The sequence below is a fragment of the Glutamicibacter arilaitensis genome (genome assembly GCF_044793945.1).
In the GTDB taxonomy this organism is placed as follows: domain Bacteria; phylum Actinomycetota; class Actinomycetes; order Actinomycetales; family Micrococcaceae; genus Glutamicibacter; species Glutamicibacter arilaitensis_B.
This window is the reverse complement of sequence record NZ_CP084994.1, coordinates 1,411,735-1,435,455: the sequence shown is the minus strand read 5'-3', so window position 1 is coordinate 1,435,455 and position 23,721 is coordinate 1,411,735. Positions and strand designations below refer to the sequence as shown.

The window sequence follows — 23,721 nt, the reverse complement described above, 5'->3', positions numbered from 1 at the left end:
CGGCGCCAAGCATTCGGGCCTGCAACCACGAGATGTGGTTGCAGGCCCGAATGCTTTTTAGCTGCGCAGCCGCGTTGCCTTAGACCAGCGGTAGCTCGGTCAGGCAGGTGGCGTTTGCGCTGCCAGCGGTGGAAACCGTGGTCGTCGCGGTTTTGCCTTCGTAGCCGAATTCCAGATCCACATTGATTCCTCGCGGAACCCAGAGTCCAAGGAATCCATTGTCAAAGGTTTTTGCGCTCTTCTCCACCAGCACCTCGCCGGTGTCGGCGTTAGTTGCCTTCACCTGGATTTCCTTTCCCGCCAGCTCCCCCAAGCACGTGGTCAGGCTATGGAAATGGCAGCTGTGGGTCTGGCTTACATAGGGTGCCGCCGAAAGGTAGTACTCATCTTCCGGCATCGGCAGACCAGCGGTGCGTCCCGACGCATCGGTGAGCACCAGCTGGGCCGGCTGCACCGAGGCGGTGAAATCGCTGGGACGCTGCGCCACCGGCACCCGGTCGAGCCGGTCGATCGCCGCTCTGGCGTCGAGCCCGGCCAGGCCAAGCTCTGCGAGGAACTCCCCGGTGCGCTCGGCCGCAACCACCGTAGGCTCAGGCTGCGCAACGGGCGCCGGGGCAGTGCTGCACCCGGTCAACACGGCCAACGCGAGCACCGAGACGGCGGCCGAAGCCGCAATTCTGGCACGAGTGCCTTTGCCGCCTATGAATTTTTTGGGCACGGTCAACCCCAACCTTTCAGTCTCCAATTCCCGGCTACAGCGTTTCAAGTAGCTGCTTCATTTCATTGATTTCCTCGGTCTGGGAATCAACGATTTGCTGAGACAGGTCGATGGCCGCCGGGTAGCTACCTTCATTGATTTCGGTCTCGGACATCACCACGGCACCTTCGTGATGCATGATCATCTGCTCAAGAAAGAGCCGGGCAGCTTCTGATCCCGTTGCGTCTTCAAGTGCCTTGATCTCATCTTCCGGGACCATCCCGTCGCCGTGGTCCATGCCTCCGTGATCCATGCCCTCGGGCATGTTCCACTCGGAAAGCCAGCGGTCCATGCGTTCGATCTCTGGGCTTTGCGCTGCCTTGATCCGTTCGGCCAGGGCCACAACGTCGGCAGGAATCCCGGATTTGCCCAGCAGGATGTCGGACATGTCGATCGCCTGTTCGTGGTGCATCTTCATGCCCGAGGCGAACGCCATATCGGCATCGTTGGCCGATGCGGACTGCTCCATGGAATGCCCGGAATGCGATTCGGAAGCCGAGGCGCTTGGCGCCGGAGTGCTCGATGGTTCCCCGGCGCATCCGGTGAAGGCGAGCATTGCGCCCAGTGCGAGGGCGCTGGAAAAGAAGGTCTGCTTGTTCATGGGTGATTCTCCTGATGAGTTTGGAATGTGAGCGGCGCCTGCCTGCGGCGGCACCGGAACTAGCTGGCGGCGGGTCAATTGACTCGCCAAACGCTCACGTTCTGCAAATCCCCAAGGCAGTCAGATCGGGCTTGCCCGGCGCGACCCCACGAAGCTTCGAAGCCGCGCACAAGGTCCGCAGGAACACCGACCGAGCCACGGCTACGGTATGCGGTCGCCGCAAGAACAACAGCATGACCAGCAACGCCAATACGCAACCCGCGGCGGCCATCTCATGGCCCATCGGACAGTCGGCGCAGCCTTGCTCGGAATGATTGCCCGGATCGGCTAACGGAGCATGGTGCAGGGGCATGGCTTCTGCCGGATGCGTCTGCCCGAGCGAAGCCGAAGATTCAGCCGAGAGTCCATGATTCATCACGTGCATCGAGAACAAACCGAAAAGCACCGCGCTAATCAGCAACATCGAGCGAACTACCGCCAGACGGGGGTAACTACGCCCGCCGGCATTCGCCAGATGCTTGCCGATGTTCATGAATCCCAGCTTAGCGATGCCAGTCGAACCGCGCGAAACATGACCGGACCACCCTACGGTGCTGGATGACCCAGGATGCTTCAATCTAGCCAAGCACTCCGTAGCCATAACCAATTCGCCACTAACGCCAAGAGCCCGATTAGTAGCCCGCAAAGCACCGTGCCCAAAAGATCAATAATTTAAGTTGCGCACAATTGAATTGCGTGCAATCATTATTTCATGGCAATAGTTGACGAAATGGTTTGCTTCTCCCTCTACTCGGCAAGCAGGGCAACCACCCGGGCGTACACCGAGCTGCTTGCTACCTGGCAGCTGACCTACACCCAGTACCTGGTGCTCGTTGCGCTGTGGTCCGAAGGGAAAAAGCCAGTCCGGGAAATCGGCGAGATGCTCCAGCTGGACTCCGGGACCCTGTCCCCGCTGCTGCGTCGGCTGGAACAGAAGGAACTCATTGAACGTCAACGCGATGAGGATGACAGCCGCGTTGTCAACGTCAGCCTGACTCCCACCGGGAAATCCCTGCGCAAAGAACTTGCGCATATTCCAGCCCAGATTGCCTGCGGCACCGGTCTCCCGGATTTGGAAAGCGCGCAAGCACTCTTGGCAACCCTGCACCGCATCACAGCGTCCATGCAGAAAATTACTTCCCCGGAACAATAACCGGAGGAACAGTTCACAAACTTTCACCACCTACGAAAGGCAGTTCCATGGAATCCCTATACACCGCTGAGTCGCTCTCCACTGGCCAGGGACGCGACGGCCGCGTGCGAACCCACGACGGCACCCTCGACCTGAACCTCACTCCCCCGGTGGAGCTGGGCGGCTCCGGCACAGGCACGAACCCTGAACAGCTATTCGCCGCAGGATATGCTGCATGCTTCCACTCGGCATTAAACGTGGTGGCACGCAGCCGCAAAGTCAAAATCGAGAACTCAAGCGTAGGCGGACGAGTCCACCTGCACAGTGATGGAGAAAACGGATTCAAGCTATCCGTCGAGTTGGAAGTGATTATCCCCGACATGGAACACGCGCTCGCGCAGGAACTTGCAGATGCCGCCCATCAGGTCTGCCCATACTCCAACGCGACCCGTGGCAACATCGACGTACTGGTGAGCGTCAGCGATGACTAAGTCCCCGGCGGTGAAACCGCTGGGGTTCGCCCGGCACGGTGCACGAATTGTTCTAGGAGCATTCCTTACCTTCGCCGGCGTGAGCCACCTGACCTTTGCCCGCGAGGAATTCTTGTCCCAAGTTCCCGGCTTCGTTCCGCTGGATCCAGATCTGACGGTGATACTTTCTGGCGTCGCCGAAATCGGACTGGGACTATCCCTGCTGGCTTTGATCAAAAAACGAGTCCACGTCGGCTGGATTGTTGCCCTGTTCTTTGTCGCGGTGTTCCCCGGCAATTTCGCGCAATGGCAGGAGGGACGCGATGCGTTCGGTCTGGATACCGATGGGAAACGACTGACCCGGCTTTTCTTCCAACCGGTGCTGATAGCGCTCGCACTCTGGAGCACCGCCGCATGGCGTGACCGTGCCCAGCTCCGGACCAAAGGGTAAAGGCAGACTCCCCAACCCAAAACGAAGTATCCGGCCTCGCGCCGGATACTTCGTTTTGTGCTGTCTGTAGAACTTCGGAGGCAATCGGCCGGGATCAACAACGGTTTCTAGGCGTCGCGTCGTTTCAGTGCAACGTATCCGGCGCCCAGCAGGACTCCGGCCCAGGCGATCAGCACCAACAACGCCACGCCTGGCCCATAAGGTTCGGCAGCACCGGTGGCCATAAAAGTAGCCGCGTTCGTGGGCAGGTACTGAGTCAGCGTCTGCACCCATTGCATCGGGATCAACTGCAGGATCTGCGGCAGTCCAATCACGAGCATGATCGCAGAAACAATCGCGCCCGCCGAGTTCCGGCAGAGCAAGCCAAGTCCGAGCACCATTAAGCTCAGCAGCGCCAAATAAACTCCTGCGCCGAGACAGGCAGAGAGCAGATCCGCGAAGTCGAAGACCCCATAGACCCCCGCGCTCAAGGCCGTTGGAATGGTTGCCGCAAGCGTCATGATCACTCCGGTGAGAAACCCAAGGGATGCCAGCAGCAAGGCCTTAGCGCCGAGCATAATGCTGCGGCGCGGCACCGACTGCAAGGTGGTGGTGATGCTCCCGCTGGAGTACTCGTTGGTGATCTGCAGCGCGGCGGCAGCGGCGAAGAACAATTGCCCGAACTGCAGCGTGGCGAACACCAGCAGCGGTGCCGGCATCGCCGTGTCGAAGCTATTATCCCCACTGGCTTTCGCGCTGGCGCCCAGCAGCCAACCCAATCCGATGGTCATCAGGATTCCCGTGATATAGAGCCCTACCAGGGCCCGGAGTCCGAAGAACTTGGTCGCTTCGGCTCGGATGGCCCCCAGCAGCGGGCCAGCGAAGTGTCCGGTCTTCATTTCATTGATTTCCAGCGTGCTCATGTCCTTGCCACTCCCCCGGATAGTTCGGCGGAGTATTCCACCGTGTCATGTGTCAGTTGGTTGTATGCGTTTTCCAGCGAACCGTGGGTGACGCTGAGTTCATGCAGCTCGATACCACCGGCAAAGGCCAAGGAGCCGACGCCTTCAAGTGGCATGCCAATCACCTCCAGCTGGTCCACCGCGGTAGCCATCACCTCAATTCCAGTTCGTTCCAGCAGTCCGGCGAGCGCGGTGGCCTTCGGCGAGCGCACCGTGATGACCTGTTGGGTGAATTCCTTGATCAGTTCCTGCGTCGGCGCTTCGGTGATCAGTGCCCCGCGGCCAATGAGTATCAGGTGGTCTGCCACCTGCTGCACTTCGCTCATCAGGTGACTGGAGACGAAGATGGTCCCACCTTGTTCTGCCCGCGTGCGCATCAGTGCCCTGATCCAGCCGATGCCTTCGGCGTCCAATCCGTTCATTGGCTCGTCCAAGATCAGGATTTGCGGATCTCCCAGCAGTGCCGCAGCGATGCCCAGGCGTTGGCGCATGCCCAGGGAGAACCCTCCGATCCGTTTGCTGGCCACCGACTGCAGCCCGACTTCGGTCAGCACCGCATCCACGCGGGTGGCCGAGATTCGATTGCTTTGCGCCAGGGCTTTCAGGAAGGTGCGAGGGCTATGTCCCGGGTGGCCGGCGGTGCCGGAGATGTGCGCGCCTACCGTATGCATGGGGTAGCGCAGTTTCGCGTAGGGAACCGAGTTGAGCAGTGCCTGCCCTTGGCTCGGTGCGTCCAGTCCGAGAATCATGCACATGGTGGTGGATTTGCCCGCCCCGTTGGGGCCGAGAAATCCAGTCACCTTGCCTGGCGCAATATTCACGCTCAGCTGATTGACCGCACGGGTGGCGCCGAAGTCCTTGGTCAGTGCTTCTAAGGTGATCATGATGTGCTCCTTGGGTTCTGTTCCAACCCTAGGATTTCGACTGCCGGTGCACACCGGCCATTGGTCCGCACTCTATTGGCCTCATCCCCTACCTTAGTCGGTGTTCGCCTGCGCCTTCGCTGAGTAGCATGTTCTACATGAGAACCACGTGGAAGCAGCTGGCACTCCTTGTAGCTTTGGCGCTCTGCGCTTATCTGGTTCCGATCTCCACCAATGGGGCGTGGATCCTGTTGGCGCCGTTGGCGACGGTGTTCAGCTATCTGGCCGGGCGGCATGTGGCCTCTTTGCTCCATGGTTTGCTGGCCTTCGGAGCCGGCACCCTGGCCGCAGCATTGACGCTCGTTGTCTCTTCCCCGGTGAGTCTGTTGACCTTCGCGCTGAATATCCTCACCGGTGTGGTGCTCTTTGCTCTCTTGCCGTGGTGGATCGGGCGGGCGCGGCGCAGATCATTGATCTTTCGCGCCCAGGAGCGACGGCATGTTGTGGTGCAGGCAGAACTGCGCGAACGGGCGCGTATTGCCGAGGCCATGCACGACCAGCTGGGCCACGACCTCGCGCTGCTTGCCCTACAGTCCGGCGGGCTGCAAGTTTCCTTGGACAAAGGAACACCCGCATATGGGCAGGCGGCAAAGATCCGCAAGCAGGCAGATGAAGCTATCGAGCATCTGCACCAGATCATCGGGGTGCTGCATGCTGCCGGTGATCCGGCACCTATGGAACCCGTTGGCAATTCTCTCAACCGGCTCATTGAGCAAACGCGCGCCAAAGGGATGGCGATCAGCTTCAGCCAGCTGGGGTCTCCTCCTATAGGCTCCGGGGCGGAACTGCTCCATCAAGTTGTTCAGGAGACCCTGACAAATGCCGCGAAGTACGCGCCCGGTGCCACGGTGGACATTGAACTGGATACCCGGGCTAATCCCATCACCGTGCAGATCTCTAATCCATTGACCGCTGAAGCTGCCCCTGCGCGTCTCGGAGCCACCGGCCTCGCCTCATTGCGGGCAGCCCTCGAAGCGCAGGGCGGCTCTCTGCTGGTGAGGCAGACTGCGCGGGACTTCTCACTCACCGCAGCCATCACGAGAAGCCGCAACAACAAGGTGCTGCCGCTTAGCCTTCCCGCGGTGAAACGCCCCAGCCGGCGAGCCCTGCTTTTGCTGCCGATCATCGCCGTCACCGTCATCGCCTCGGGTCTACTGCTCCTGCAAGATGCCACCAATCGGGCTACGGCGCTGCACCCCAAGGATTTCCAACGGCTATCGGTGGGCATGAGCCAAGATGAGGTCGCTCAGATAGTCCACGCTCAGGGTTTGGATGAGCCGCTTCCGGTCATTGAGGAAGTTGCTCCCCCGCCCGGCGCGAAGTGCCACTACTACGCCGCACGCACCGGGGTGCTTGATCTGGGCAGCGAAATGTTCCGCCTGTGCTTCACCGCTGACGTACTGACCTCCACCGACCATCTCTACCCCGCCAGCTAAGCCAAGGACTCACTCATGAGCATTGATTCGCCCCTCAGCGTCTTGCTGGTGGATGACGATTCCCTGATCCGTGCCGGACTGCGCGCGATCCTGTCCAGCGACCAAGAGATCTCCATCATCGGTGAAGCGGAAAACGGGGTGCGCGCCATCGAACTGGCCCTGCGCCTAGAGCCAACGGTGATCCTCATGGACATCCGCATGCCGCAGCAAGATGGACTTAGCGCCATGGAATCAATCCTGCTCCAGGCACCGGAGGCCAAGGTGCTGATTTTGACCACTTTCGGCGAGGAAGAATACATCGACCGGGCCATGTCCGGCGGGGCGTCCGGGTTCATGCTCAAAAGCTCCGGACCCGAGGAGCTGCTCGGCGCGATCCATGCGGTGGCCGAGGGAGCAGCCGCCCTCTCCCCGAGCATTGCCCGGCGGGTGATCGACAAGGTGCGCGGAATTGATACCGCCTCGCTAACCCGGGCCCAGTCTCTGGTCCAGGGGTTGACCGTGCGCGAACGGGAGGTGCTCGCGCTAGTGGGTGCGAGCCTGACGAACGCGGAGATCGCTGTCCGTCTGATGCTTACCGAGGCAACAGTCAAGGGGCATATGACTGCAATTCTGCTCAAGCTCGGTGCGCGCAACCGCGTGGACGCCGCGCTGATCGCCTATCGTGCGGGCCTAGTCCACCCATAGCGGCTCAAGATATGTTGCCCAAGGATAAAGCGAGCAAAGATTGCGAAGAACAGGCTATTGACCTCTTCGCCCGCCCTCCACCTGGAGAGCATCGCTGATTAGCAATCAGGTGGATCCTACCCTTCCACCTAGTGCTGCTAGTGCTTAGGTCGAGACCGATAATGCCCTGGGACGTACCTGCCCGAACGGTGGTGGGCTTTGATCCACACCTGTCCAGCTTGCGGCTGGTCGGAATCTCCGGGTTCTCCCGCCGATTCCCCGAAGCTGATGGAAGTGGCTGGTGAGATGTCTTTTAGGCCCGCGACTCGGCTGCGGTTCGAGCCCTCAAAGGCGCGGTGCATTGATTCGGTCTCATCGACCTCGGCACCGAGCCTGATCGCTTCCTCGGCCCAATGGGAGACAGCATCATTTATCTGGCGCAGACGCATGACGGCCTCGGTACGGGTGAGCCTGAACGAGTCAAGATGGTCCAGCAGTTCGAGTACGTTCCGGTCGAATGTCTCCCCACTCGGCACGAGCGGAGTCTCCGAGGTGCCTGTCCGCATGGGGTTCACATCAAAGGACGGCGATAGCCTCCAGCCCCTGCCAATCTTAAGTAGGCCGTGATTTCGCATGTGGTCATCTATATTATTGACCATGGCGCCGAACGCTGCTCGGCTGAACATCTCCTTGGAATCTGCCACAGGGTTGGATGAGATCATCGAAATTTCACGGGCAAGCTTGACATAGCTTGGATGCTCGCCGTCACTTAGCTGGAGGGCCGTGCGTGCGCTCATATATGGAATGCGCTCATCGCCGTTCCTGTCGAAACGCTTGGTGAGGAAGATCTGGTGGTACTCATCCAGCCTCATCAGCCGGGAAGGTTGAACTTCGATTCCAGCTCGCTGCTGCAGGCGTATCGCCACCATTTCCCAGAGCTGGACATTGCCCAGGTCCGAGGTCTTTGGGAATTTGGCGAGCAGCATCGACCCATCCGCATCGCGAACCCAGGCTTTTGGCTGAGCGCCTCCTGGAGATGATCCGGCCCCGATGAGCAAGCTGTTTTGCTCGTCTATGTACCCGGTTTCCTCGTAGGTGCGGGACTGTTCAGCAAGCTCTGGCAGGTCGCGAACACCTGCCCGTCGACCCCAGCTGGAGAGGAATTCTCCGTTTTCACGGAACCGCAAGGCGCCTTGCCTCGTCTGGTCGTTAACCATGAAGAGCCGGGATATCTGCGTATTCCTAGGTGCAGGTACGCCGGTTGCCTTGGAATGAAGTCGGGCCTCCTCATTGAGGAGTCGCTGACCCCACGCATCCGGTGCGGCGTCCATGAACGAGCCGAACATCTCCCGTCCCAAGGTGGGGCGCTGCGGCCCCTTGATCAATGGGAGTTCAGGCGAGATAGCGAAGGAGCGATCAGAGGCAAGCCAAGAGTCGGAATATGTGAAGGCTATATGCTCCAGTGGCGAGAGTGCATCAGACTCGACCGCCAAAGTGCCGGTTGCAGTCTCTCCAATTAGCACCTCGACGGTTCTGATTTTTATGCGGTTCCGCGGGCTCATGAGCTGCCCCTTGGTGCACGCTGGCGGCTAAGCAGTCGTGATCTTGCACGGCCCAGGTCAGTGTTGAGCGGCTCGACAGCTTCCTGAACACGGTCGGCAATGCCTAGAACCTTGGCGACCGCAAGGAAGGTTTCCAACTTTGCTCCGGCGCCCTGCTCCAGCTTAATCAGAGTGCTCCTGGAGATGCCAGCCCGCTCAGCAACCAGTTCTTGGGTCAGCCCAAGAATGATGCGCCATTCCTGCAGGCTTGCACCAAGCTTTTGAGCCTCAAGCATTTCAGCTCCTAATGTAGCTATCTATAAACATAATCTCATATAGTGAATGTAAATAGCTACATTATCGATGCTTAGAATTTTCCTCAGCGCCAACTAGAGCTCGAGAATCGCCCCAGCCCCTGTCGACATTCCCGGTGGCACACAACGAAGTTAAGGGCACACTGGCCACTACTGCCATCCGGAAAGGTGGACCACTCCGCGCACCTAGATCACCAGCGGGCCCCTCCATGCCGAATCACCCAGGTCGCAGATCCCCAAGCCAACACTCTGGACATTTCCGGAATCCCGACGGCGCAGTAACAACCAAGCATTCGAGCCTCGCAAGGTACTACCACCTCGAATGCAACGTAGCCGAACCCTCCGACTGCCAAGTGACCGTTCACACAGAATTAAACTGGGAATATTTGACGCATCAACTTGTTATTACATGCATACGCATATAAATTAGAGGTAAGCACACAGCGTATCTCGACAATTTAGGAGTGGACATGCAATTCGGAGTCTTTTCAGTCAGCGACATCACCCGCGACCCGACCACCGGCAAGATCCCTACCGAAAAAGAGCGCATCGACGCGTCGGTAGCCATCGCCAAGAAGGTCGAAGAAATCGGCATGGATGTCTACGCCATCGGCGAGCACCACAACCGCCCATTCTTCTCCTCCTCACCTACCACCACGCTGGCCTACATCGCCGCGCAGACCGAACGCATCATCCTCTCCACCGCGACCACGCTGATCACCACCAATGATCCGGTGAAGATCGCCGAGGACTTCGCGATGCTGCAGAACCTGTCCAACGGACGCGTAGATCTGGTCCTGGGACGCGGAAACACCGGCCCGGTCTACCCATGGTTCGGCAAGAACATGCAGGACTCGGTGAACCTCACCGTGGAGAACTACAACCTGCTGCGCCGCCTCTGGGATGAGGACGTGGTCAACTGGGAAGGCAAGTTCCGCACACCGCTGCAGAACTTCACCTCCACCCCGCGTCCGCTGGACGACGTGGCGCCATTCGTCTGGCACGGCTCGATCCGCACCCCACAGGTGGCAGAGATCGCCGCCTACTACGGGGACGGCTTCTTCGCCAACAATATCTTCTGGCCAAAGGAGCACTACAAGCAGCTGATCGACCTCTACCGTGAGCGCTACGAGCACTACGGCCACGGCAAGGCGCACCAGGCTGTAGTCGGCCTGGGCGGCCAGTTCTACATGGCCAAGGATTCCCAGCAGGCAGTCAAGGAATTCCGCCCGTACTTCGACAACGCCCCGGTCTATGGCCATGGTCCGTCGCTGGAAGACTTCACCTCCCAGACCCCGCTCACCGTAGGCTCCCCGCAGCAGGTACTGGAGAAGACCCTGAGCTTCCAGGAATACTTCGGCGACTACCAGCGCCAGCTATTCCTCATCGACCACGCCGGACTGCCGCTGAAGACCGTGCTGAACCAGCTGGATATGTTCGGCGAGTACGTGCTGCCAGAGCTGAAGAAGGAAATGGCATCGCGGGCGGCCCCGGATATCGCCGAAGCCCCAACCCACGCAGGTCGCGTTGCTGCCCAGAAGGCTAAACTGGAAGCCGAGAAAGCCAACGCCCCTAAGGAGCCAGAAGTCAGTGACCGGGACCAGTAACCCCCAGGCCTCCTTGAAGGTCACCACCGACGCGTGGGAGGCACTGTTCCGGGCGCAGGTCGCGGTGATGCGCCAAATCACCGCGATGCCCGAATTCGCCAAAATTTCCATCCGGGAATACGACGTATTGTTCAATCTGCGCCATGCACCGGAGAACGAGACTCGCCTGGTGGATTTGAATAAGCACCTGCTGATCTCCCAGCCGAGCCTGAGCCGGATGATCACCCGTCTCGAAGAGCGCGGGCTGGTCTCCCGGTGCACCGATCCCACCGATCAGCGGGCGAGCCGGATCAGGCTCACCGAGGCGGGACTGGCCACGCAGCGGGACATTGGCCGGGCGCACGTCAAGCAGCTGCATCAGCTGATGGGCGAGGCGTTGAGCGAGGATGAATTCATCGAGCTCCAGCGGCTGAGCACTAAGCTGCGCAACGCGGTGGAGTAAGCGCCAAAAGCGCAGATCAAAGGGCTACCAGTTCAACACTGGTAGCCCTTTTGTCTGTAATCGGCCATTCAAATCTATTTGTCGCAATGGACAAGGATAGCCTGCCGATTGCCAAAGGTTTGTAAAACGAACTCTGGCATCCTGGCACATAAACAATCGGCAGGTGCCAGGATAGTCGATCATGAGCTTTACATATTACCGATGCACGGCGAAAGGGCTTGACCACGATGCACCAACGACGTTCGCATCTATTTACGAAACTCTCGGTTAAGTAACGTTTGCTTGAACGGAAGCAATCCGTCGTCCATTTCCTCTACAAGTCCGTAGAGTCTCTTCAACTGAGGTCTATCAACAATGACCCCGAGAATGATGCTTTGAACGAATAGATCAACTGTACTAAAAGTTGGTATGCCCGCCTTGTGCGCGAGATTGACGGCACCCTGATCATCGATCATGGCGACAACGTCGAGCCCTTGCGCCTGTAGGACTCGGGCGTGTGCCACGAGCACCATTTCCCCACGGTCTTTACCAGACGCCAACGAAGCCTTCGAGCAGTTATTTCGCACCCATGACCAGTGAAAATCAAAATCTGCATCTTGATGCAGCGGCGGAGACTGAAGCGACACCATATGATTGCCGATCAAGATGGTTTGCAGTTTGGTGCGGCACGCCGAAAAACGCTTGTCCTTCTTGGATTTGTTTTCGATTTCGTCTACTACAGCATCCGGCACACAAATCTTGTCCGCCATTCCTTGAAGCGTCTCTAGGTATAAATCGGCCGTTTCTTTTCGCGCTAGAAAGTTCAAGACGGGTCCAGCATCAAGGATGACTAGCTCGCTGCGGTCAGGGTCGTTAATACCTTCGCTCATTTACGCCGGCCGAACCTCGTCGCTGGTAATTCGACCTGTCTTGGCGCAATGCCAACTTCTTTCAATTCTGCTTCAAGCGCTGCTGGTCGAATTCCTCGAATTCTGGCTACGGCTTCAAGCCCGATCAGGTTGTTCTCATATGCAGCCATCGCTTCGGCTACGATTCGCATTGGCGCTTGCGGGGTCTGTGCTCTCTTACGCGAAGCTAGATGATCATCTGACCATCCGTAGCGTGCCGCGAGCTTACCCGTCGATAGGGACCACCAAGATTCTTTCTGCCCGGAAACCAGCCAATCGTCAGCCTCCAGCTGAATTAGGGCCACCTTGGGAGACACTTCGAAATATCTAACCAAATGCGAAAGGTCGCTTTCGTCCAATAATCTATGTTTTCTGCCGAGTCCCTCAAGAAATTCGGATACGCCATCTCTGGGAATGAGCAAATGCCGGGCAAACGAGTCAGCCCGAATTTCCGAGTCAGTCCGAGCGCCACACTGGATCACGCCACCGTCGGCAAAGTCCTTGAGTTCAATATGCCCCAATTCATGTGCCAATGTTGCGCGTTGGCGTTCGGGCGAGTTCGAACAAGCTACAGATATGATCTTTTGATTGGTATGAGGATCTAGCAACACCATGCCGTCGAGACCTTCGTCCATGTCCATGATGGCAACGTCGATTCCAAGTCGGCCTTCGATCAGGTCGCTTAGATCATTAATTGGAGCATTTCCGAGATCATAGGTACGGCGGAAATCTTTCGCGACTTTCGCAGCCATTTCATCATTTGAAGATTCCATCGTTGCTACCGGCGGTTACTTAGTAATCGACAGTGCAAGGGCACGGGTGAGGTAGTTGTCCATTTCCAACAGATAGAGAAGGTGATCCTTAACCTGTTGAGTGTTTGGCTTAGCATCCACCGAAGTTCTCGCGGCGAATTGAACTCGATCGCGTATCGGGTCGGATTCCATGAGGCTAGATTCTGGGCATCCGAGGGCATGCGCTATTGCGGCAAGTTCATATGGCTTGACGATTCGATCGCCAGATTCAATTCTGGCAATCGTCGATTGGGAAAGTTCAGTTCTACTTTCGAGATCTCGTTGCGAAATTTCGGCTTGCACGCGGTAATTTTTGATGCGGTCGCCTGTGGTGTATGCCATGCGGCTCAACTCCTACGAATTTGACGCACTTTTGAATCAAGAGGGCGCCTGTTGATTCAATTGTAGCTTTTGCTGCTCCTTACAGCCAGTTACAGCGTGCTTGGATCACGGAATTGTCGCTCGTTAGATTGGGCGAGCCCAATTAGCGTTTGAGCTTTTGTTTGCCCCAGCGGAAGTGATTCGATTGTTGCGATCCGTGATCCTGCCTACGGTTACCGGCCATGAAATGAAAGCACGAAACGTCTGCCGGTTCCAATACTTGCAACCGTCGGGCAATCGGTTAATGTATGACTCTCCGATCTAGAATTGATGCAAATCCAATTCACCTCTAGATCCCGTGAATGTCAACGATTCGTCGGGTTCGCTGCGCCCTGGATCGCCGTTGGAACTCATACCGGCCACCGCAAGTTGTCATCGGCCAGCTGCTCATCCACCTGCATTTTCGTGCCATAAATACATGCCTCGACGGACTCAATAGCGGCGCATAGCAATCATGTATTGTCTATGGCACCTAACCACTGACCCGCAGGAGTCCTCGTGAACGATGCAACGCATCTGCTCATCCACCGCTACCTTCCGGGCAGCGGCCCGCAACCACCAAGCGAAGAATTCGATGCCGAAATGCTCCAGTGGGAATCGCTGGATGCCCAACTGCGCTCCGAAGACATCCTGATCTCCGCTTACGCTCTGCAGGACCGCGGCTTGGTGTGCACGCAGGAATCCACCGCTGAGATAGAGACCGACAAGGAGATCGTCTTCGCGGTGCACGCAATCAAGGTCTCCGGTGAACTGCAGGCGCAGGAAATTGCCCGGCGCATGCCGCACCTGTCCTACGGCAGTGTGGAGATCCGGCCCTTGATGAACTAGCCGCGTTTACTTGTAAAAGCCCTCGCGCATATTAATTCCATGCTCCAGCCAGATCTTCATCGCACAGAGCATCCCGGTCCAGCCCTCGCAATTGCCGAAGGCCCCGGTAAGCCCCTGCGGAGAAGAGAGCCATCCGGACTCGGTGATCTTCACCTTGGTTCGGGCATCGCCCTCGACCGGCTGGAATTCGAAGGTGACGGTATTCATCCCGTCATCCGCGGCGACGCCCTCACCCGCCCATTTCAAGACGATGAGTTCATCAGCCTTGGTTTCAAGTACCTGCACCAGGAAGCGTCCGGGGAAATCATGGAAATCCCAGCTGACTTCCGCGCCAGCTTCCAGACGCCCTTTCGCTCCACCGGTGGTGAAGTAGGCTGACAGTTTTTCCGGATCCGCCACGGCTTCGTAGACATCGTGGCACGATTTGGAGATGTGGCCGGTGACGTTGAAGGACAGCGGTTCGGAGGGCAGATTAGTTTCCATACTGCATCTTTACCCCGCTGTCCGGCGCGCGTCAACAGTTGCGATTATTGGCGTTCAGCCAGTTCCGCGAAGCCGTGTTGGGTTCCTGTTGCCAACCCGAAGCTCACTGGTGTTGGAGCCGAGCAGCAAGACTCTTCCTGCGCAGGCTCCTCGCTCGCTTCAGGGGAACATGTATTCGCCTTCGCACCGACCGCTGGCACATCACAGGAATTACCTGAGTCCGTGGAGCATACTCCGGTTTCCGGTAAATCCAGTTCCACTTGGTCCGCCGCGGCGCGGTCCCCGGACAATGCGGCAGCCAGTGAACGAACTTGCTCGTAGCCGGTTGCCAGCAAGAAAGTCGGGGCACGGCCATAGCTCTTCATGCCGGCAATGTAGAAGTTCTTCTCCGGGTGCGCCAGCACCCGTTCGCCGTGGGCCGAGACGGTGCCGCAGCTATGGAACTCGGGATCGATGAGCGGGCCAAGTTCACGCGGCGCTTCCACCGCGAGATCCAGATCCAGGCGCAGCTCGGAAAGCATCCCCAACTCCGGACGGAAGCCGGTGGCAGGAACCACGAAGTCGACTTCGAGCTCGCGTCCGTCCGCAAGGAGCACCTGCAGGCGTTCTGCCGAGCGCAGCTCGCGCACCGAGACATGTTCAAGCTGGGTCACCTGTCCGGTTTCCACTTGGCGGCGCAAGCTCGTGCCCAGCTGGCCACGGGCCGGCAGTTCGTCGGCAGAGCCTCCGCCGTACAGACGCACCGGATTAGCTTGCCCACGCAGTCCCCAGAGAATCTGGGTTTCGGGATTTTGCTGCTTCAGCCGTCCCAGGAGGATCAGCGTGTTGGCGGCCGAGTGCCCGGCCCCAAGGACCAGCACCTTCTTGCCTGCGAAGCGTTCCGCGTCGGCGTCCAGCGGATCCGGCAAGGGCGAGGTGATGAAACCTAGGTCCCTAGCCGTATCCTCACCCAGCGCACTGAGGCCTGAACGGCCAATCGGATTTGGTTTTTCCCAGGTTCCGGAGGCATCGATCACCGCACGTGCCGTAAGTTCGGTTGTGCCGTCGGCGGTTTCGACCCGCACCAAGAACAGCGAATCATCGCGGTCCGCCGAGCGTCCCTTATCCAGTCCGCTGCCATCGGCACCGACCCTGCTGACCGAGCTGACGCGTTGACCGTAGCCAATGACTTCGCGCAGCTGCGGGTGGGCAGCCAATGGCTCTAGATACTCGGACACCAGTTCTGCGCCGGTGGGCAGTCGCTTGGGATTCGGAGCTTCCCAATCGCCAGCGTAGTGCTCGGTTGGGGTTTCGAGCAGTCGGCGGCTGGCTTCATCGATGTTGTAGCGCCAGGTGGAGAACAGCTTGATATGCCCCCACGCTTTGATGGCTGCTCCGGCGCTCGCCCCTGCTTCCAAGACGCGAACTGCCTGCCCGCGTTCGAGCAGGTGCACTGCGGCCGCCAAACCGATGGGGCCGGCGCCGATGACGATGACCGGGAACTGGGATTCCATGATTTTCCTTAGCTACAAACTCTAGGCTTTGTTTTCGAGCAATTCGGAGATGAGGTTTTCAATCCTTGCGCGGATTTCGTCGCGGATCGGGCGCACACCGTCAATGCCCTGCCCGGCTGGATCCTCCAGCTCCCAGTCTTCGTAGCGCTTGCCTGGGAATACCGGGCAGGTATCTCCGCAGCCCATGGTGATGACTACGTCGGATTCCTTGACTGCTTCGGTGGTCAGCACCTTCGGCACCTCGGCGGACATGTCGATGCCCACCTCGGTCATGGCCGCCACGGCGGAAGGGTTGATTTCCGACGCCGGGGACGAGCCTGCAGAACGTACCTCGATGCGGCCTTCGGAGAGATTGGACAAGAATGCTGCTGCCATCTGCGAGCGGCCGGCGTTGTGCACGCAGACGAACAGGACCGATGGCTTCTTTGCGGAAGTAGACAAGATCTTAGCCTTTGCTTGATGCCGAGTTGACGACGGCTTGGTTGGGGAAGAATTTGCGTGACCACAGCGCCACGTAGACCAGAGCTACCAGGATCGGCACCTCGATAAGCGGCCCTACAACGCCCGCGAGCGCTTGGCCGCTGGTGACACCGAAGGTGGCAATGGCAACCGCGATGGCCAGTTCGAAGTTATTGCCGGCAGCGGTGAAGGACAAGGTAGTGGTGCGTGCGTATCCGAGCTTCAGCGCCCAGCCGATCAGCATGCTGGCACCAAAGACCACCACGAAGTAGGTCAGCAGCGGTACGGCCATGCGTGCTACATCCCACGGACGCGAAATGATGGTGTCGCCCTGAAGCGCGAAGAGCAGCACAATGGTGAACAGCAAGCCGTAGAGAGCCAACGGGCCGATCTTCGGCAAGAAGCGCGACTCGTACCACTCGCGTCCCTTGGCCTTTTCGCCCAGTGTGCGGGTGAGGAATCCGGCGAGCAGCGGAATGCCGAGGAAGACCAGCACCGAGAGCGTAATGGCCCAGACGGAGAATTCGGCACTCGTGGTTTCCAGTCCCAGCCAGCCCGGCAGCACCTGCAGGTAGAACCAGCCGAGCACGCCAAAGGCGAATACTTGGAACACCGAGTTGATGGCGACCAGCACGGCGGCAGCTTCGCTGTCACCGCAGGCCAGATCGTTCCAGATCAGCACCATCGCGATGCACCGGGCCAGACCGACGATAATCAGGCCGGTGCGGTACTCAGGCAAATCGGGCAGGAATACCCAGGCCAGCACGAACATGAATGCCGGTGCGAGGATCCAGTTAATCAGCAGCGAGGTGACCATCAGCTTCTTGTCGCCGATTACCCGGTGCGTCTGGTCATAGCGCACCTTGGCCAGTACCGGGTACATCATCACCAGCAAACCTATGGCGATAGGCAGGGAAACTCCGGCAACTTGAAGGGAGTCCAAAGCCTTGCCCAGCCCCGGGATGATGCGTCCCAACCCAAGACCCAGCACCATTGCGGCGAGGATCCATATGGCGAGATAACGATCAAGTGTCGACATTTTTGCTGCCACCTTGGCGGTGTCAACGGGCGCTACAGATTGACTCACGAGTACATCCAAATCATAGACATCGAAGAATATCGATATACCTAGTATGATTAGATGTATCGAAGGTTGTCAATATGATTGATCTGCCCGCAGCCGTTCAGAAAGAAACACAGGGATGCCACAAAACGTCGTACTCGATACCAGTCGGACCGAGCTTGTTCCGGGCGCCGGATGCTGCGTGCCCGAAAGTGGCCAACCGTCGCTGAACACTTCAGATGCAGAACTCTTGGCCGCGCGCTTCAAGGCGCTGGCCGACCCTAACCGGCTGCGCATCCTGTCCATCATTTCTTCCAGCGCCGAGGCCGAAACCTGCGTCTGCGACTTCTCCGAACCGCTGGCGCTCAAGCAGCCTACGGTCTCCCACCATCTGAAGATCTTGGTGGACGCGGGCCTCTTGCACCGTGAAAAACGCGGAGTCTGGGCCTATTACTCAGTAGTTCCCGGAGCTTTGGGAGAACTAGCGCAGACGCTGGAACTCGAGAGTTAGCTTGGAACTGAGAGAAAATCGGTGCGCTTAGCACCCAAATGGGGAAGCGTACCGGTATTTTCCGGTAGGCAGGGTCCGCTCGTCGAAAACGCGAACCATGAAGTTATCTCCCCACGAAGGCTGCGTGGGGATAATGCCTCGGGCGATTGCCGGAACATAGCCAAAGCGCTTGTAGTACGTTGTCGCTCCCAGCAACACGATTCCGGATATGCGTTCGCTTTCCGCGCGGTCCGAGATAGCCTGCATCAGCGCGGTTCCGGCACCCATATTCTGGTATTCGGGAGCTACAGCAAGCGGGCCAAGACCCAACAGGCTGTGTTTTCCATCGACCGTGCCCCACGTGGCAATCACATGTGCGATTACGGTTTTATCGTTCGTCGCCACCAGGGAAAAGGTCGGCGAGTAGGCGTCGCAATCAAAAAGCCGCTGCACTAATCCGACCTCCATCGGCTCGACCAAATGGTCGTCCTTGCTGAAGGCCGCATGCGTCACAGCGTAGATTCCCGCCCTGTCATCGAAGACTTCCTGCCTGATCTGCATGAAGGATAACTTACCAAAATTGTGGGCCCGATGAAGACTCGATGATTCACAGGACCTTGCTTCCACAAGGCATCACAACGATTAAATCCATGCTCTATAGGTGATTTTTGATTCGCCACTCGTAGCAATAAACGACAATCGACAGACGAACTTTGCGTAACAAGTCGCATGCACCCCTTGCCCGCAGATAGTCATCGATGATCGAATGAATCATCATCACTCGGACAACGGAGCAATACGAGATGCCCAAATATTCTCGCACCAAGCTTTTAATGGCCCTCTCCCTCAGCACGGTCCTCACTCTGGGAGTGCTGCCAGGACCGGCCATGGCTTCCGGCCAAGCAAGCGCGACGCAGACGGTGACCTCCGTGGCCGCCACACAGAACCTGGCACCAGCGGGCTCCCCTTCGGTGTCTGTATCCGCAGCCAGGAAGCTGGACCGGAATCCCAACCACCTTGATGTCTTCGTCAATAAGAACTACCCGCTGAAGCCAGCGAAATACAAACCTAAAACCAGCACTGTGTCCGGCACAGGCATCAAGCTGCGCCCAGAGGCAACCAAGGCCTATAACAAGATGGTCAAAGCTGCCAAGAAGTCCGGGGTCAGAATCAAGCTGATCAGCGGCTACCGCTCCTATGACCGCCAAGCGCAGCTGTTCAATCAATACACCCGGTGGTACGGCAAGAAGTACGCCGAACGCATCTCCGCCAAACCTGGCACGAGCGAGCACCAGACCGGTCTGGCCGCAGACGTCGGCAACAATAACGGTGCCTGCGCCCTGCAGTCCTGCTTCGAAAACACCCCGGTGGGCAAATGGATGAAGAAAAATGCCCACAAGCATGGGTTCATCCTGCGCTATCCGAAAGGTCAGGAATCCGTCACCGGATACGCGTACGAGCCATGGCACTTCCGCTATGTCGGTACTGCGCTAGCCAAGTCCTACACAAATTCGGGCGCCAAAACCTTTGAGCACTACCACGGGGTGGCTTCGACGAAGAAGAATGCTCCGAAGTCCGGCAAAGGCACCGCAAAAACCACCGCGAACTTGAATATGCGCACCGGAGTCGGCTCAAGCAATCGCGTCATCCTCACCATTCCTCGTGGCAAGACCGTCAAGCTGACCGGTTCGAAAAAGTCCGGTTGGTACCAGGTCAGCTACAAGTCGAAAACCGGCTGGGTGTCGGGCACCTACCTGAGCAACGTTTCGATGCCGAAGACCTCGAAGCCCAAGACGGAAACCAAGAAGAAACCGACGCCGCAGAAGAATACCGGCTCGACAAAGAAGACCACCGCTAATCTGAATATGCGCAGCGGTGCCGGCACGAACAACCGGGTTATCCTCACAATCCCGAAGGGCAAGAGCGTCAAAGCGACCGGTAAGAGCAAATCCGGCTGGCTGCAGGTGACCTACAAGTCGAAGACCGGCTGGGTCTCCGGAACATATTTGACCAATACTTCCACTCCGAAGAAATCCAAGCCGAAGACCGAAAGCACGCCTAAGAAAAAGGTACAGACCAAGTACACGACGGCGAACTTGAATATGCGCGCCGGCAACAGCACTAATAAAAAGATCATCCTGACCATCCCAAAGGGCAAAAAGGTCGAGATCACTGGTTCGAAGAAGTCCGGTTGGTACCCGGTGAAGTACAAGTCGAAGAAGGGCTGGGTCTCGGGGACTTACCTTAGGTAGCATCCCTCACGGCACACGATAATCCCTGAAGCACCAAGGCAGACCCCCGGCAATTACGAGGGTCTGCCTTGGTGCTTCATCACTTAGCCCGGCTTTGTTTTGCTGACGAATAGCTCGACGTCTTCCATGACTAGGTCGGTCAGCTAGGCTTCCCCAACGGGGCGCCACGGAATTCCCCTCCAAAAATGTGGTCCTTGGAACTGGCACTCCAATGGAAAATTGCCGGGCCAACCGGTGCGCTCGTTGGCTCAGACTTCGCCCGTTGGAAGCGGGGCGCTAAGACGTTCCAGCAGGTCCGCCAGCGGAGCAGGGATCGCGTCCAGCGGCACCGCCTGCGCTAACAGGCGCGCGTAACGCACCTTGTTGCCGCTGCGTCCTCCAAAGAATCTGACCAGCTGGCGTTCCACGGGCTGGTCTCGCTGGTAGGGCTGGGCTTGCAGGCGGCGGAAGGATTCCAACTCCCCCTGTCCGGCGATCACAGATTCGACCCCAACCGGCCCTAGTACCCGAATGAATTCGACTTCCAAATCCGGATCGCACACGAACACAGTTCTCAGCGCTCGTTCAAAGTCGCGCCGCTCGGCGGCGTCCACCAAGCCGAGCAGTTCCTGGCCGTCCAGCTTCTGCGCGGCACGGCGAGCGCCCTTGGATCCGCCCACCGGCAGCACCCGCGGAACGGGCATGTCCAGTCGCGCGGCAAGCGTCCGCACCGCAACTGCATCGCTTTCCCCTTCGACCAGCACGATCCTCATGCACTTATGGAATCACGGCTTTCACAGTTCATCCAAGCCCTTTGGGAATCGGATGACAGGGCGATCAGTTGCCCGTCAGCGCCTTGACCGTGGCCACCACGGCGCTAGCCACCTGGCTGATTTCGTTTTCCTTAATCCCGCGGGTGAAGGACAGCCGGACGGCAGTGTGCGCCAGCTCCGCCTCGTATTCCATAGCGGTGAGCACCGCCGAGGGGTCGGTGCTTCCGGCCGAACAAGCGGACCCCGAAGAACACAGCACCCCGCCTATTTCGTGCCAAAGCCTTAGTAAGTACTTTTATCCACGATGAAGATTCTTCAGTAGCTCTCGAATCCCAGCAGAAACTTCAGCAGAGATCACCATTGACTTGTATTTTCGCCGAACGAACGCCCTTCAAATCGGTGATAATCCGCTTCAAAGTCATCCCAGTCACCTCCTGCAAATGCCGGCCAATCGTCAACGCAGCGAACACCACAGTCAAATGAGCATCAATCGCGTCCTCATGCCGATGGAACACCGGACAAGCGGAAAGGTCACTCTTGGTCATACGGAATGACGCTTCAACCTGCCAGAGGTCATGATACGAATCAAAGACCTGCTGACCTTTCATCACCGACTGCTCGACATTGCTCACGTAGCCCTTGAACCCGGCCAACATACGGGCTCGTTCAATCCTGGCCCCATCCACCGCAGGCTTCGTCCCGGTCGTTTTCACGAACCGAGCTTTACACATCTGGCTCGTGCCTTCAGCGATATCCATGGCACGGCACTCCATCAGATTGGTGTTCCGATTATCAGTGACAAAACGCTTCGCAGACCATTGATAAATCACCCGGCGTTCTCGGCCTTTTGCGCCGATACCCTTGACGCGCTTCGATTCCAGGATCTGCCCGTTAGCGAACCGATTGCCATTCGTATCGAAATGTTCTTGCAAGTCATAAGGTGCTTTGGCCATACGCGAGCCGACGATGAATTTGAATCCGGCGTCTTCCAATGCGGTCAGGTTCGCTGCGGAGAGCATGCCGACATCAGCGACGACCACCATATCGGTGATTCCGTGGCGTTCCTGAAACGCTTGGACTACCGGAACGATCGTGGTGGTCTCGGCCTTGTTCCCGGCAACCATATGCATTTCCAGCTGGAACCCGGCCGGCTCCGCTAGAAGCCCGACTTGGATTTGCGGGTCCACGCGGAGCTTTTTGCTCATGCCAACTTTGTGGAGGTCATCTTCCTTTTTCGACTCGAAGTGAATAGTCGTGACGTCATACATGATCATTGCTCCGAGCCATACTGCTTGGGTGCGAAAGAGAGTCCGAAAAGACGGGTGGGGTAAGGCATACTACTGGTCATGGGGACTCACGGGCGCGGGAGCCTAACGCACCTAACACCCTAAGGGGTAGCCACGGATGTCCCTCGCGGCGCGATCTTCCGGTCTAGCCATCCGGGGGTCTCATATACTCCACGCACATTCATACGCATCAGGAGCCAATGAACACCAAGTGAGACGGCGACGCTGGCAACCGTGAGCGCTGGCGTAAGCCATGCGGCCATTGTCTGGAGGCTGTCGAGCGGGAGTCCAGAAAGGAGAACTGCTACCCCTCCGAGGACGAGGGAGTGCGCCAAATAAATTGGCATCGTGTTCTTCCCCAAGTACGCGGTCAGCCGTCCGCGTGAGAGCAAAAGACCTAACCCCACACCGGCGGGCAAGGCCAAGATCGACAGCGCGAACCGCACCCCGATGACGTCCAGCAGATTCGCCTGCTGGCAGAGCCAAGCCGCAGCAATCCAAATAGGAACTAAAGCGAACGCGACCGTTTTGCCCCCGAAAGTCTTAGCCCTTGTCCGAATAATGGAACTTCCGTGCGCACCAAGCAGGAAGAAGAAGAAATACTCGGCAAGCCCTGTCCAAAGTGAACTGGGGAGCGTTATCAGGTCCGCCATGAAGACAATCGAAATCGCTCCAGTGGCAACAAGCTGGGTGATTGCACGGAGCTTTGAAAGAGCCTTTGCGGCAACGAAAAAGGCGGCAAGGGCATACAAGAACCAAGTGGGCATGGACGACCATACAGCTTGGGCGAACAGGCGAACCAGCGACCCGGACTCGCTGGGATATATCAGGCTTGGCACAAGCGAAAAGAACAGGAACCGGACTATCACCCACAGCAGATAGACCCACATCAGTAGAATAACCTTGCCGCGTAAAAGCTCGCTCCATGAACGCCCGATCCAAGACGTCGCAAAAAGGCCCGCCAGCATGAAAAACATAGGCATTCGCAGGGTCGCGAACAGTGCATTCATACTCCGCCACAGCTCGGATTCGGCTCCAATGATCGCAGAGTACCCATAGGCATGAGTCAGCACGACAAGGATGATTGCTACACCCTTAGCTGCGTCGACCCAAGTATCGCGTTCTCTAACACCCTGCACTCAGTTCCCCTATTTACTTGATCAAAAAACAAAGTATACCTACACTCCGCCGATGGAGCTATCTGCCGAGTAAGCGGACTGAATGAAAGCAAAAATCTCT

General features: G+C 58.0%; 29 protein-coding genes. 10 read left to right on the top strand and 19 right to left on the bottom strand.

Translation table 11 applies throughout. The annotated features are described in order from the left end of the window. Positions 1-79: 79 nt before the first annotated feature. The 3 genes from LG294_RS06665 to LG294_RS06655 form a co-directional block, all read right to left on the bottom strand. Positions 80-718, bottom strand: coding sequence for a CueP family metal-binding protein (locus tag LG294_RS06665; RefSeq protein ID WP_404290702.1), 639 nt, complete (start codon positions 716-718; stop codon positions 80-82). A 34-nt stretch (positions 719-752) separates the two neighbouring features. Next, on the bottom strand, positions 753-1,358 hold the full coding sequence (locus LG294_RS06660) for a DUF305 domain-containing protein (RefSeq protein WP_404290700.1): 606 nt from the start codon (positions 1,356-1,358) through the stop codon (positions 753-755). Between the two features lie 94 nt (positions 1,359-1,452). After that, entirely contained in the window at positions 1,453-1,890 is a 438-nt protein-coding gene (locus LG294_RS06655) for a hypothetical protein (protein WP_404290698.1), read from the bottom strand. Positions 1,891-2,109: 219 nt separating this feature from the next. On the opposite strand from LG294_RS06655, the gene LG294_RS06650 reads away from it, so the two are divergent. Genes LG294_RS06650 through LG294_RS06640 form a run of 3 tightly spaced genes read left to right on the top strand, consistent with a single transcriptional unit; the run spans position 2,110 to position 3,450 of the window. Further along, positions 2,110-2,550, top strand: a complete 441-nt coding sequence (locus LG294_RS06650) for a MarR family winged helix-turn-helix transcriptional regulator (RefSeq protein WP_404290696.1) — start codon at positions 2,110-2,112, stop codon at positions 2,548-2,550. Between the two features lie 47 nt (positions 2,551-2,597). Further along, complete coding sequence (locus tag LG294_RS06645; RefSeq protein ID WP_404290694.1) at positions 2,598-3,020, top strand: organic hydroperoxide resistance protein; 423 nt, start codon at positions 2,598-2,600, stop codon at positions 3,018-3,020. Continuing rightward, positions 3,013-3,450, top strand: coding sequence for a hypothetical protein (locus LG294_RS06640; protein WP_404290692.1), 438 nt, complete (start codon positions 3,013-3,015; stop codon positions 3,448-3,450). The genes LG294_RS06645 and LG294_RS06640 overlap by 8 nt, the downstream gene beginning before the upstream one ends. A gap of 107 nt (positions 3,451-3,557) precedes the next feature. Here the strand turns inward: LG294_RS06640 and LG294_RS06635 are convergent, their stop codons facing one another. Continuing rightward, positions 3,558-4,352: a hypothetical protein gene (locus tag LG294_RS06635; RefSeq protein ID WP_404290690.1), complete on the bottom strand. Its 795-nt coding sequence runs from the start codon at positions 4,350-4,352 to the stop codon at positions 3,558-3,560. Next, the gene (locus LG294_RS06630) at positions 4,349-5,275 is read right to left on the bottom strand and encodes an ATP-binding cassette domain-containing protein (RefSeq protein ID WP_404290688.1); all 927 of its coding nucleotides are present in this window, start codon (positions 5,273-5,275) and stop codon (positions 4,349-4,351) included. Before LG294_RS06630 ends, LG294_RS06635 begins: the two co-directional genes overlap by 4 nt. A 137-nt stretch (positions 5,276-5,412) precedes the next feature. On the opposite strand from LG294_RS06630, the gene LG294_RS06625 reads away from it, so the two are divergent. Further along, complete coding sequence (locus LG294_RS06625; RefSeq protein ID WP_404290686.1) at positions 5,413-6,750, top strand: sensor histidine kinase; 1,338 nt, start codon at positions 5,413-5,415, stop codon at positions 6,748-6,750. A 15-nt stretch (positions 6,751-6,765) separates the two neighbouring features. Next, positions 6,766-7,434: a response regulator gene (locus tag LG294_RS06620; protein WP_404290684.1), complete on the top strand. Its 669-nt coding sequence runs from the start codon at positions 6,766-6,768 to the stop codon at positions 7,432-7,434. 137 nt (positions 7,435-7,571) lie between these two features. Here LG294_RS06620 and LG294_RS06615 read toward each other — a convergent pair whose 3' ends face one another. After that, positions 7,572-8,975: a type II toxin-antitoxin system HipA family toxin gene (locus LG294_RS06615; protein WP_404290682.1), complete on the bottom strand. Its 1,404-nt coding sequence runs from the start codon at positions 8,973-8,975 to the stop codon at positions 7,572-7,574. Next, positions 8,972-9,250, bottom strand: coding sequence for a helix-turn-helix transcriptional regulator (locus LG294_RS06610; RefSeq protein ID WP_404290680.1), 279 nt, complete (start codon positions 9,248-9,250; stop codon positions 8,972-8,974). The genes LG294_RS06615 and LG294_RS06610 overlap by 4 nt, the downstream gene beginning before the upstream one ends. A 488-nt stretch (positions 9,251-9,738) precedes the next feature. On the opposite strand from LG294_RS06610, the gene LG294_RS06605 reads away from it, so the two are divergent. Together LG294_RS06605 and LG294_RS06600 are read left to right on the top strand one after the other, a co-directional pair. Then, positions 9,739-10,875: an LLM class flavin-dependent oxidoreductase gene (locus tag LG294_RS06605; RefSeq protein WP_404291670.1), complete on the top strand. Its 1,137-nt coding sequence runs from the start codon at positions 9,739-9,741 to the stop codon at positions 10,873-10,875. Beyond that, positions 10,859-11,317, top strand: a complete 459-nt coding sequence (locus tag LG294_RS06600; protein ID WP_404290678.1) for a MarR family winged helix-turn-helix transcriptional regulator — start codon at positions 10,859-10,861, stop codon at positions 11,315-11,317. The genes LG294_RS06605 and LG294_RS06600 overlap by 17 nt, the downstream gene beginning before the upstream one ends. Before the next feature lie 248 nt (positions 11,318-11,565). Here LG294_RS06600 and LG294_RS06595 read toward each other — a convergent pair whose 3' ends face one another. From LG294_RS06595 to LG294_RS06585, 3 genes are read right to left on the bottom strand one after another with little or no spacing between them, the layout of a single operon-like run. Further along, positions 11,566-12,186, bottom strand: coding sequence for a hypothetical protein (locus LG294_RS06595; RefSeq protein WP_404290676.1), 621 nt, complete (start codon positions 12,184-12,186; stop codon positions 11,566-11,568). Continuing rightward, positions 12,183-12,977, bottom strand: coding sequence for an ImmA/IrrE family metallo-endopeptidase (locus LG294_RS06590; RefSeq protein ID WP_404290674.1), 795 nt, complete (start codon positions 12,975-12,977; stop codon positions 12,183-12,185). Before LG294_RS06590 ends, LG294_RS06595 begins: the two co-directional genes overlap by 4 nt. A 15-nt stretch (positions 12,978-12,992) precedes the next feature. Then, entirely contained in the window at positions 12,993-13,337 is a 345-nt protein-coding gene (locus tag LG294_RS06585; protein WP_404290672.1) for a helix-turn-helix domain-containing protein, read from the bottom strand. A 537-nt stretch (positions 13,338-13,874) separates the two neighbouring features. Here LG294_RS06585 and LG294_RS06580 point away from each other — a divergent pair. After that, the gene (locus LG294_RS06580) at positions 13,875-14,204 is read left to right on the top strand and encodes a hypothetical protein (protein WP_404290670.1); all 330 of its coding nucleotides are present in this window, start codon (positions 13,875-13,877) and stop codon (positions 14,202-14,204) included. Between the two features lie 6 nt (positions 14,205-14,210). Here LG294_RS06580 and LG294_RS06575 read toward each other — a convergent pair whose 3' ends face one another. The 4 genes from LG294_RS06575 to arsB are packed head-to-tail and all read right to left on the bottom strand — an operon-like array spanning position 14,211 to position 17,678. Continuing rightward, a complete protein-coding gene (locus LG294_RS06575; RefSeq protein WP_404290668.1) occupies positions 14,211-14,687 on the bottom strand; it encodes an SRPBCC domain-containing protein in 477 nt (158 codons plus the stop codon). 44 nt (positions 14,688-14,731) lie between these two features. After that, entirely contained in the window at positions 14,732-16,180 is a 1,449-nt protein-coding gene (locus tag LG294_RS06570; protein WP_404290666.1) for an FAD-dependent oxidoreductase, read from the bottom strand. Between the two features lie 21 nt (positions 16,181-16,201). Further along, positions 16,202-16,621, bottom strand: a complete 420-nt coding sequence (locus LG294_RS06565; RefSeq protein WP_404290664.1) for an arsenate reductase ArsC — start codon at positions 16,619-16,621, stop codon at positions 16,202-16,204. 4 nt (positions 16,622-16,625) lie between these two features. Beyond that, entirely contained in the window at positions 16,626-17,678 is a 1,053-nt protein-coding gene (arsB, locus tag LG294_RS06560; RefSeq protein WP_404291668.1) for an ACR3 family arsenite efflux transporter, read from the bottom strand. A 163-nt stretch (positions 17,679-17,841) separates the two neighbouring features. Here arsB and LG294_RS06555 point away from each other — a divergent pair, with 163 nt between their 5' ends. Next, positions 17,842-18,213, top strand: a complete 372-nt coding sequence (locus tag LG294_RS06555) for an ArsR/SmtB family transcription factor (RefSeq protein WP_404290662.1) — start codon at positions 17,842-17,844, stop codon at positions 18,211-18,213. Between the two features lie 27 nt (positions 18,214-18,240). Here LG294_RS06555 and LG294_RS06550 read toward each other — a convergent pair whose 3' ends face one another. Continuing rightward, positions 18,241-18,753 carry a GNAT family N-acetyltransferase gene (locus tag LG294_RS06550; RefSeq protein ID WP_404290660.1) on the bottom strand — a complete coding sequence of 171 codons (513 nt, stop codon included), beginning with the start codon at positions 18,751-18,753 and terminating at the stop codon, positions 18,241-18,243. A gap of 242 nt (positions 18,754-18,995) precedes the next feature. Between LG294_RS06550 and LG294_RS06545 the strand changes: the two genes are divergently transcribed. Beyond that, positions 18,996-20,444 carry a D-alanyl-D-alanine carboxypeptidase family protein gene (locus LG294_RS06545; RefSeq protein ID WP_404290658.1) on the top strand — a complete coding sequence of 483 codons (1,449 nt, stop codon included), beginning with the start codon at positions 18,996-18,998 and terminating at the stop codon, positions 20,442-20,444. A 248-nt stretch (positions 20,445-20,692) separates the two neighbouring features. Here LG294_RS06545 and LG294_RS06540 read toward each other — a convergent pair whose 3' ends face one another. From LG294_RS06540 to LG294_RS06525, 4 genes are all read right to left on the bottom strand, one after another. Then, on the bottom strand, positions 20,693-21,196 hold the full coding sequence (locus LG294_RS06540) for an ATP-dependent endonuclease (protein WP_404290656.1): 504 nt from the start codon (positions 21,194-21,196) through the stop codon (positions 20,693-20,695). 64 nt (positions 21,197-21,260) lie between these two features. Beyond that, positions 21,261-21,455 carry a hypothetical protein gene (locus tag LG294_RS06535; RefSeq protein ID WP_404290654.1) on the bottom strand — a complete coding sequence of 65 codons (195 nt, stop codon included), beginning with the start codon at positions 21,453-21,455 and terminating at the stop codon, positions 21,261-21,263. 85 nt (positions 21,456-21,540) lie between these two features. Further along, positions 21,541-22,401 (bottom strand): transposase, encoded by an 861-nt coding sequence (locus LG294_RS06530; protein ID WP_404290652.1) that lies wholly within the window; start codon positions 22,399-22,401, stop codon positions 21,541-21,543. 182 nt (positions 22,402-22,583) lie between these two features. Continuing rightward, the gene (locus tag LG294_RS06525) at positions 22,584-23,555 is read right to left on the bottom strand and encodes an acyltransferase family protein (protein WP_404290650.1); all 972 of its coding nucleotides are present in this window, start codon (positions 23,553-23,555) and stop codon (positions 22,584-22,586) included. Between the last annotated feature and the right edge of the window lie 166 nt (positions 23,556-23,721).

What these genes read in the sequence shown, in the direction of transcription:
- LG294_RS06660 (WP_404290700.1), bottom strand. Translation starts at nt 1,358, where the DNA reads ATGAACAAGCAGACCTTCTTTTCCAGCGCCCTCGCACTGGGCGCAATG.
- LG294_RS06655 (WP_404290698.1), bottom strand. Translation starts at nt 1,890, where the DNA reads ATGAACATCGGCAAGCATCTGGCGAATGCCGGCGGGCGTAGTTACCCC.
- LG294_RS06650 (WP_404290696.1), top strand. Translation starts at nt 2,110, where the DNA reads ATGGCAATAGTTGACGAAATGGTTTGCTTCTCCCTCTACTCGGCAAGC.
- LG294_RS06645 (WP_404290694.1), top strand. Translation starts at nt 2,598, where the DNA reads ATGGAATCCCTATACACCGCTGAGTCGCTCTCCACTGGCCAGGGACGC.
- LG294_RS06640 (WP_404290692.1), top strand. Translation starts at nt 3,013, where the DNA reads ATGACTAAGTCCCCGGCGGTGAAACCGCTGGGGTTCGCCCGGCACGGT.
- LG294_RS06635 (WP_404290690.1), bottom strand. Translation starts at nt 4,352, where the DNA reads ATGAGCACGCTGGAAATCAATGAAATGAAGACCGGACACTTCGCTGGC.
- LG294_RS06630 (WP_404290688.1), bottom strand. Translation starts at nt 5,275, where the DNA reads ATGATCACCTTAGAAGCACTGACCAAGGACTTCGGCGCCACCCGTGCG.
- LG294_RS06625 (WP_404290686.1), top strand. Translation starts at nt 5,413, where the DNA reads ATGAGAACCACGTGGAAGCAGCTGGCACTCCTTGTAGCTTTGGCGCTC.
- LG294_RS06620 (WP_404290684.1), top strand. Translation starts at nt 6,766, where the DNA reads ATGAGCATTGATTCGCCCCTCAGCGTCTTGCTGGTGGATGACGATTCC.
- LG294_RS06615 (WP_404290682.1), bottom strand. Translation starts at nt 8,975, where the DNA reads ATGAGCCCGCGGAACCGCATAAAAATCAGAACCGTCGAGGTGCTAATT.
- LG294_RS06610 (WP_404290680.1), bottom strand. Translation starts at nt 9,250, where the DNA reads ATGCTTGAGGCTCAAAAGCTTGGTGCAAGCCTGCAGGAATGGCGCATC.
- LG294_RS06605 (WP_404291670.1), top strand. Translation starts at nt 9,739, where the DNA reads ATGCAATTCGGAGTCTTTTCAGTCAGCGACATCACCCGCGACCCGACC.
- LG294_RS06595 (WP_404290676.1), bottom strand. Translation starts at nt 12,186, where the DNA reads ATGAGCGAAGGTATTAACGACCCTGACCGCAGCGAGCTAGTCATCCTT.
- LG294_RS06590 (WP_404290674.1), bottom strand. Translation starts at nt 12,977, where the DNA reads ATGGAATCTTCAAATGATGAAATGGCTGCGAAAGTCGCGAAAGATTTC.
- LG294_RS06585 (WP_404290672.1), bottom strand. Translation starts at nt 13,337, where the DNA reads ATGGCATACACCACAGGCGACCGCATCAAAAATTACCGCGTGCAAGCC.
- LG294_RS06575 (WP_404290668.1), bottom strand. Translation starts at nt 14,687, where the DNA reads ATGGAAACTAATCTGCCCTCCGAACCGCTGTCCTTCAACGTCACCGGC.
- LG294_RS06570 (WP_404290666.1), bottom strand. Translation starts at nt 16,180, where the DNA reads ATGGAATCCCAGTTCCCGGTCATCGTCATCGGCGCCGGCCCCATCGGT.
- arsB (WP_404291668.1), bottom strand. Translation starts at nt 17,678, where the DNA reads ATGTCGACACTTGATCGTTATCTCGCCATATGGATCCTCGCCGCAATG.
- LG294_RS06555 (WP_404290662.1), top strand. Translation starts at nt 17,842, where the DNA reads ATGCCACAAAACGTCGTACTCGATACCAGTCGGACCGAGCTTGTTCCG.
- LG294_RS06550 (WP_404290660.1), bottom strand. Translation starts at nt 18,753, where the DNA reads ATGCAGATCAGGCAGGAAGTCTTCGATGACAGGGCGGGAATCTACGCT.
- LG294_RS06545 (WP_404290658.1), top strand. Translation starts at nt 18,996, where the DNA reads ATGCCCAAATATTCTCGCACCAAGCTTTTAATGGCCCTCTCCCTCAGC.
- LG294_RS06540 (WP_404290656.1), bottom strand. Translation starts at nt 21,196, where the DNA reads ATGAGGATCGTGCTGGTCGAAGGGGAAAGCGATGCAGTTGCGGTGCGG.
- LG294_RS06530 (WP_404290652.1), bottom strand. Translation starts at nt 22,401, where the DNA reads ATGAGCAAAAAGCTCCGCGTGGACCCGCAAATCCAAGTCGGGCTTCTA.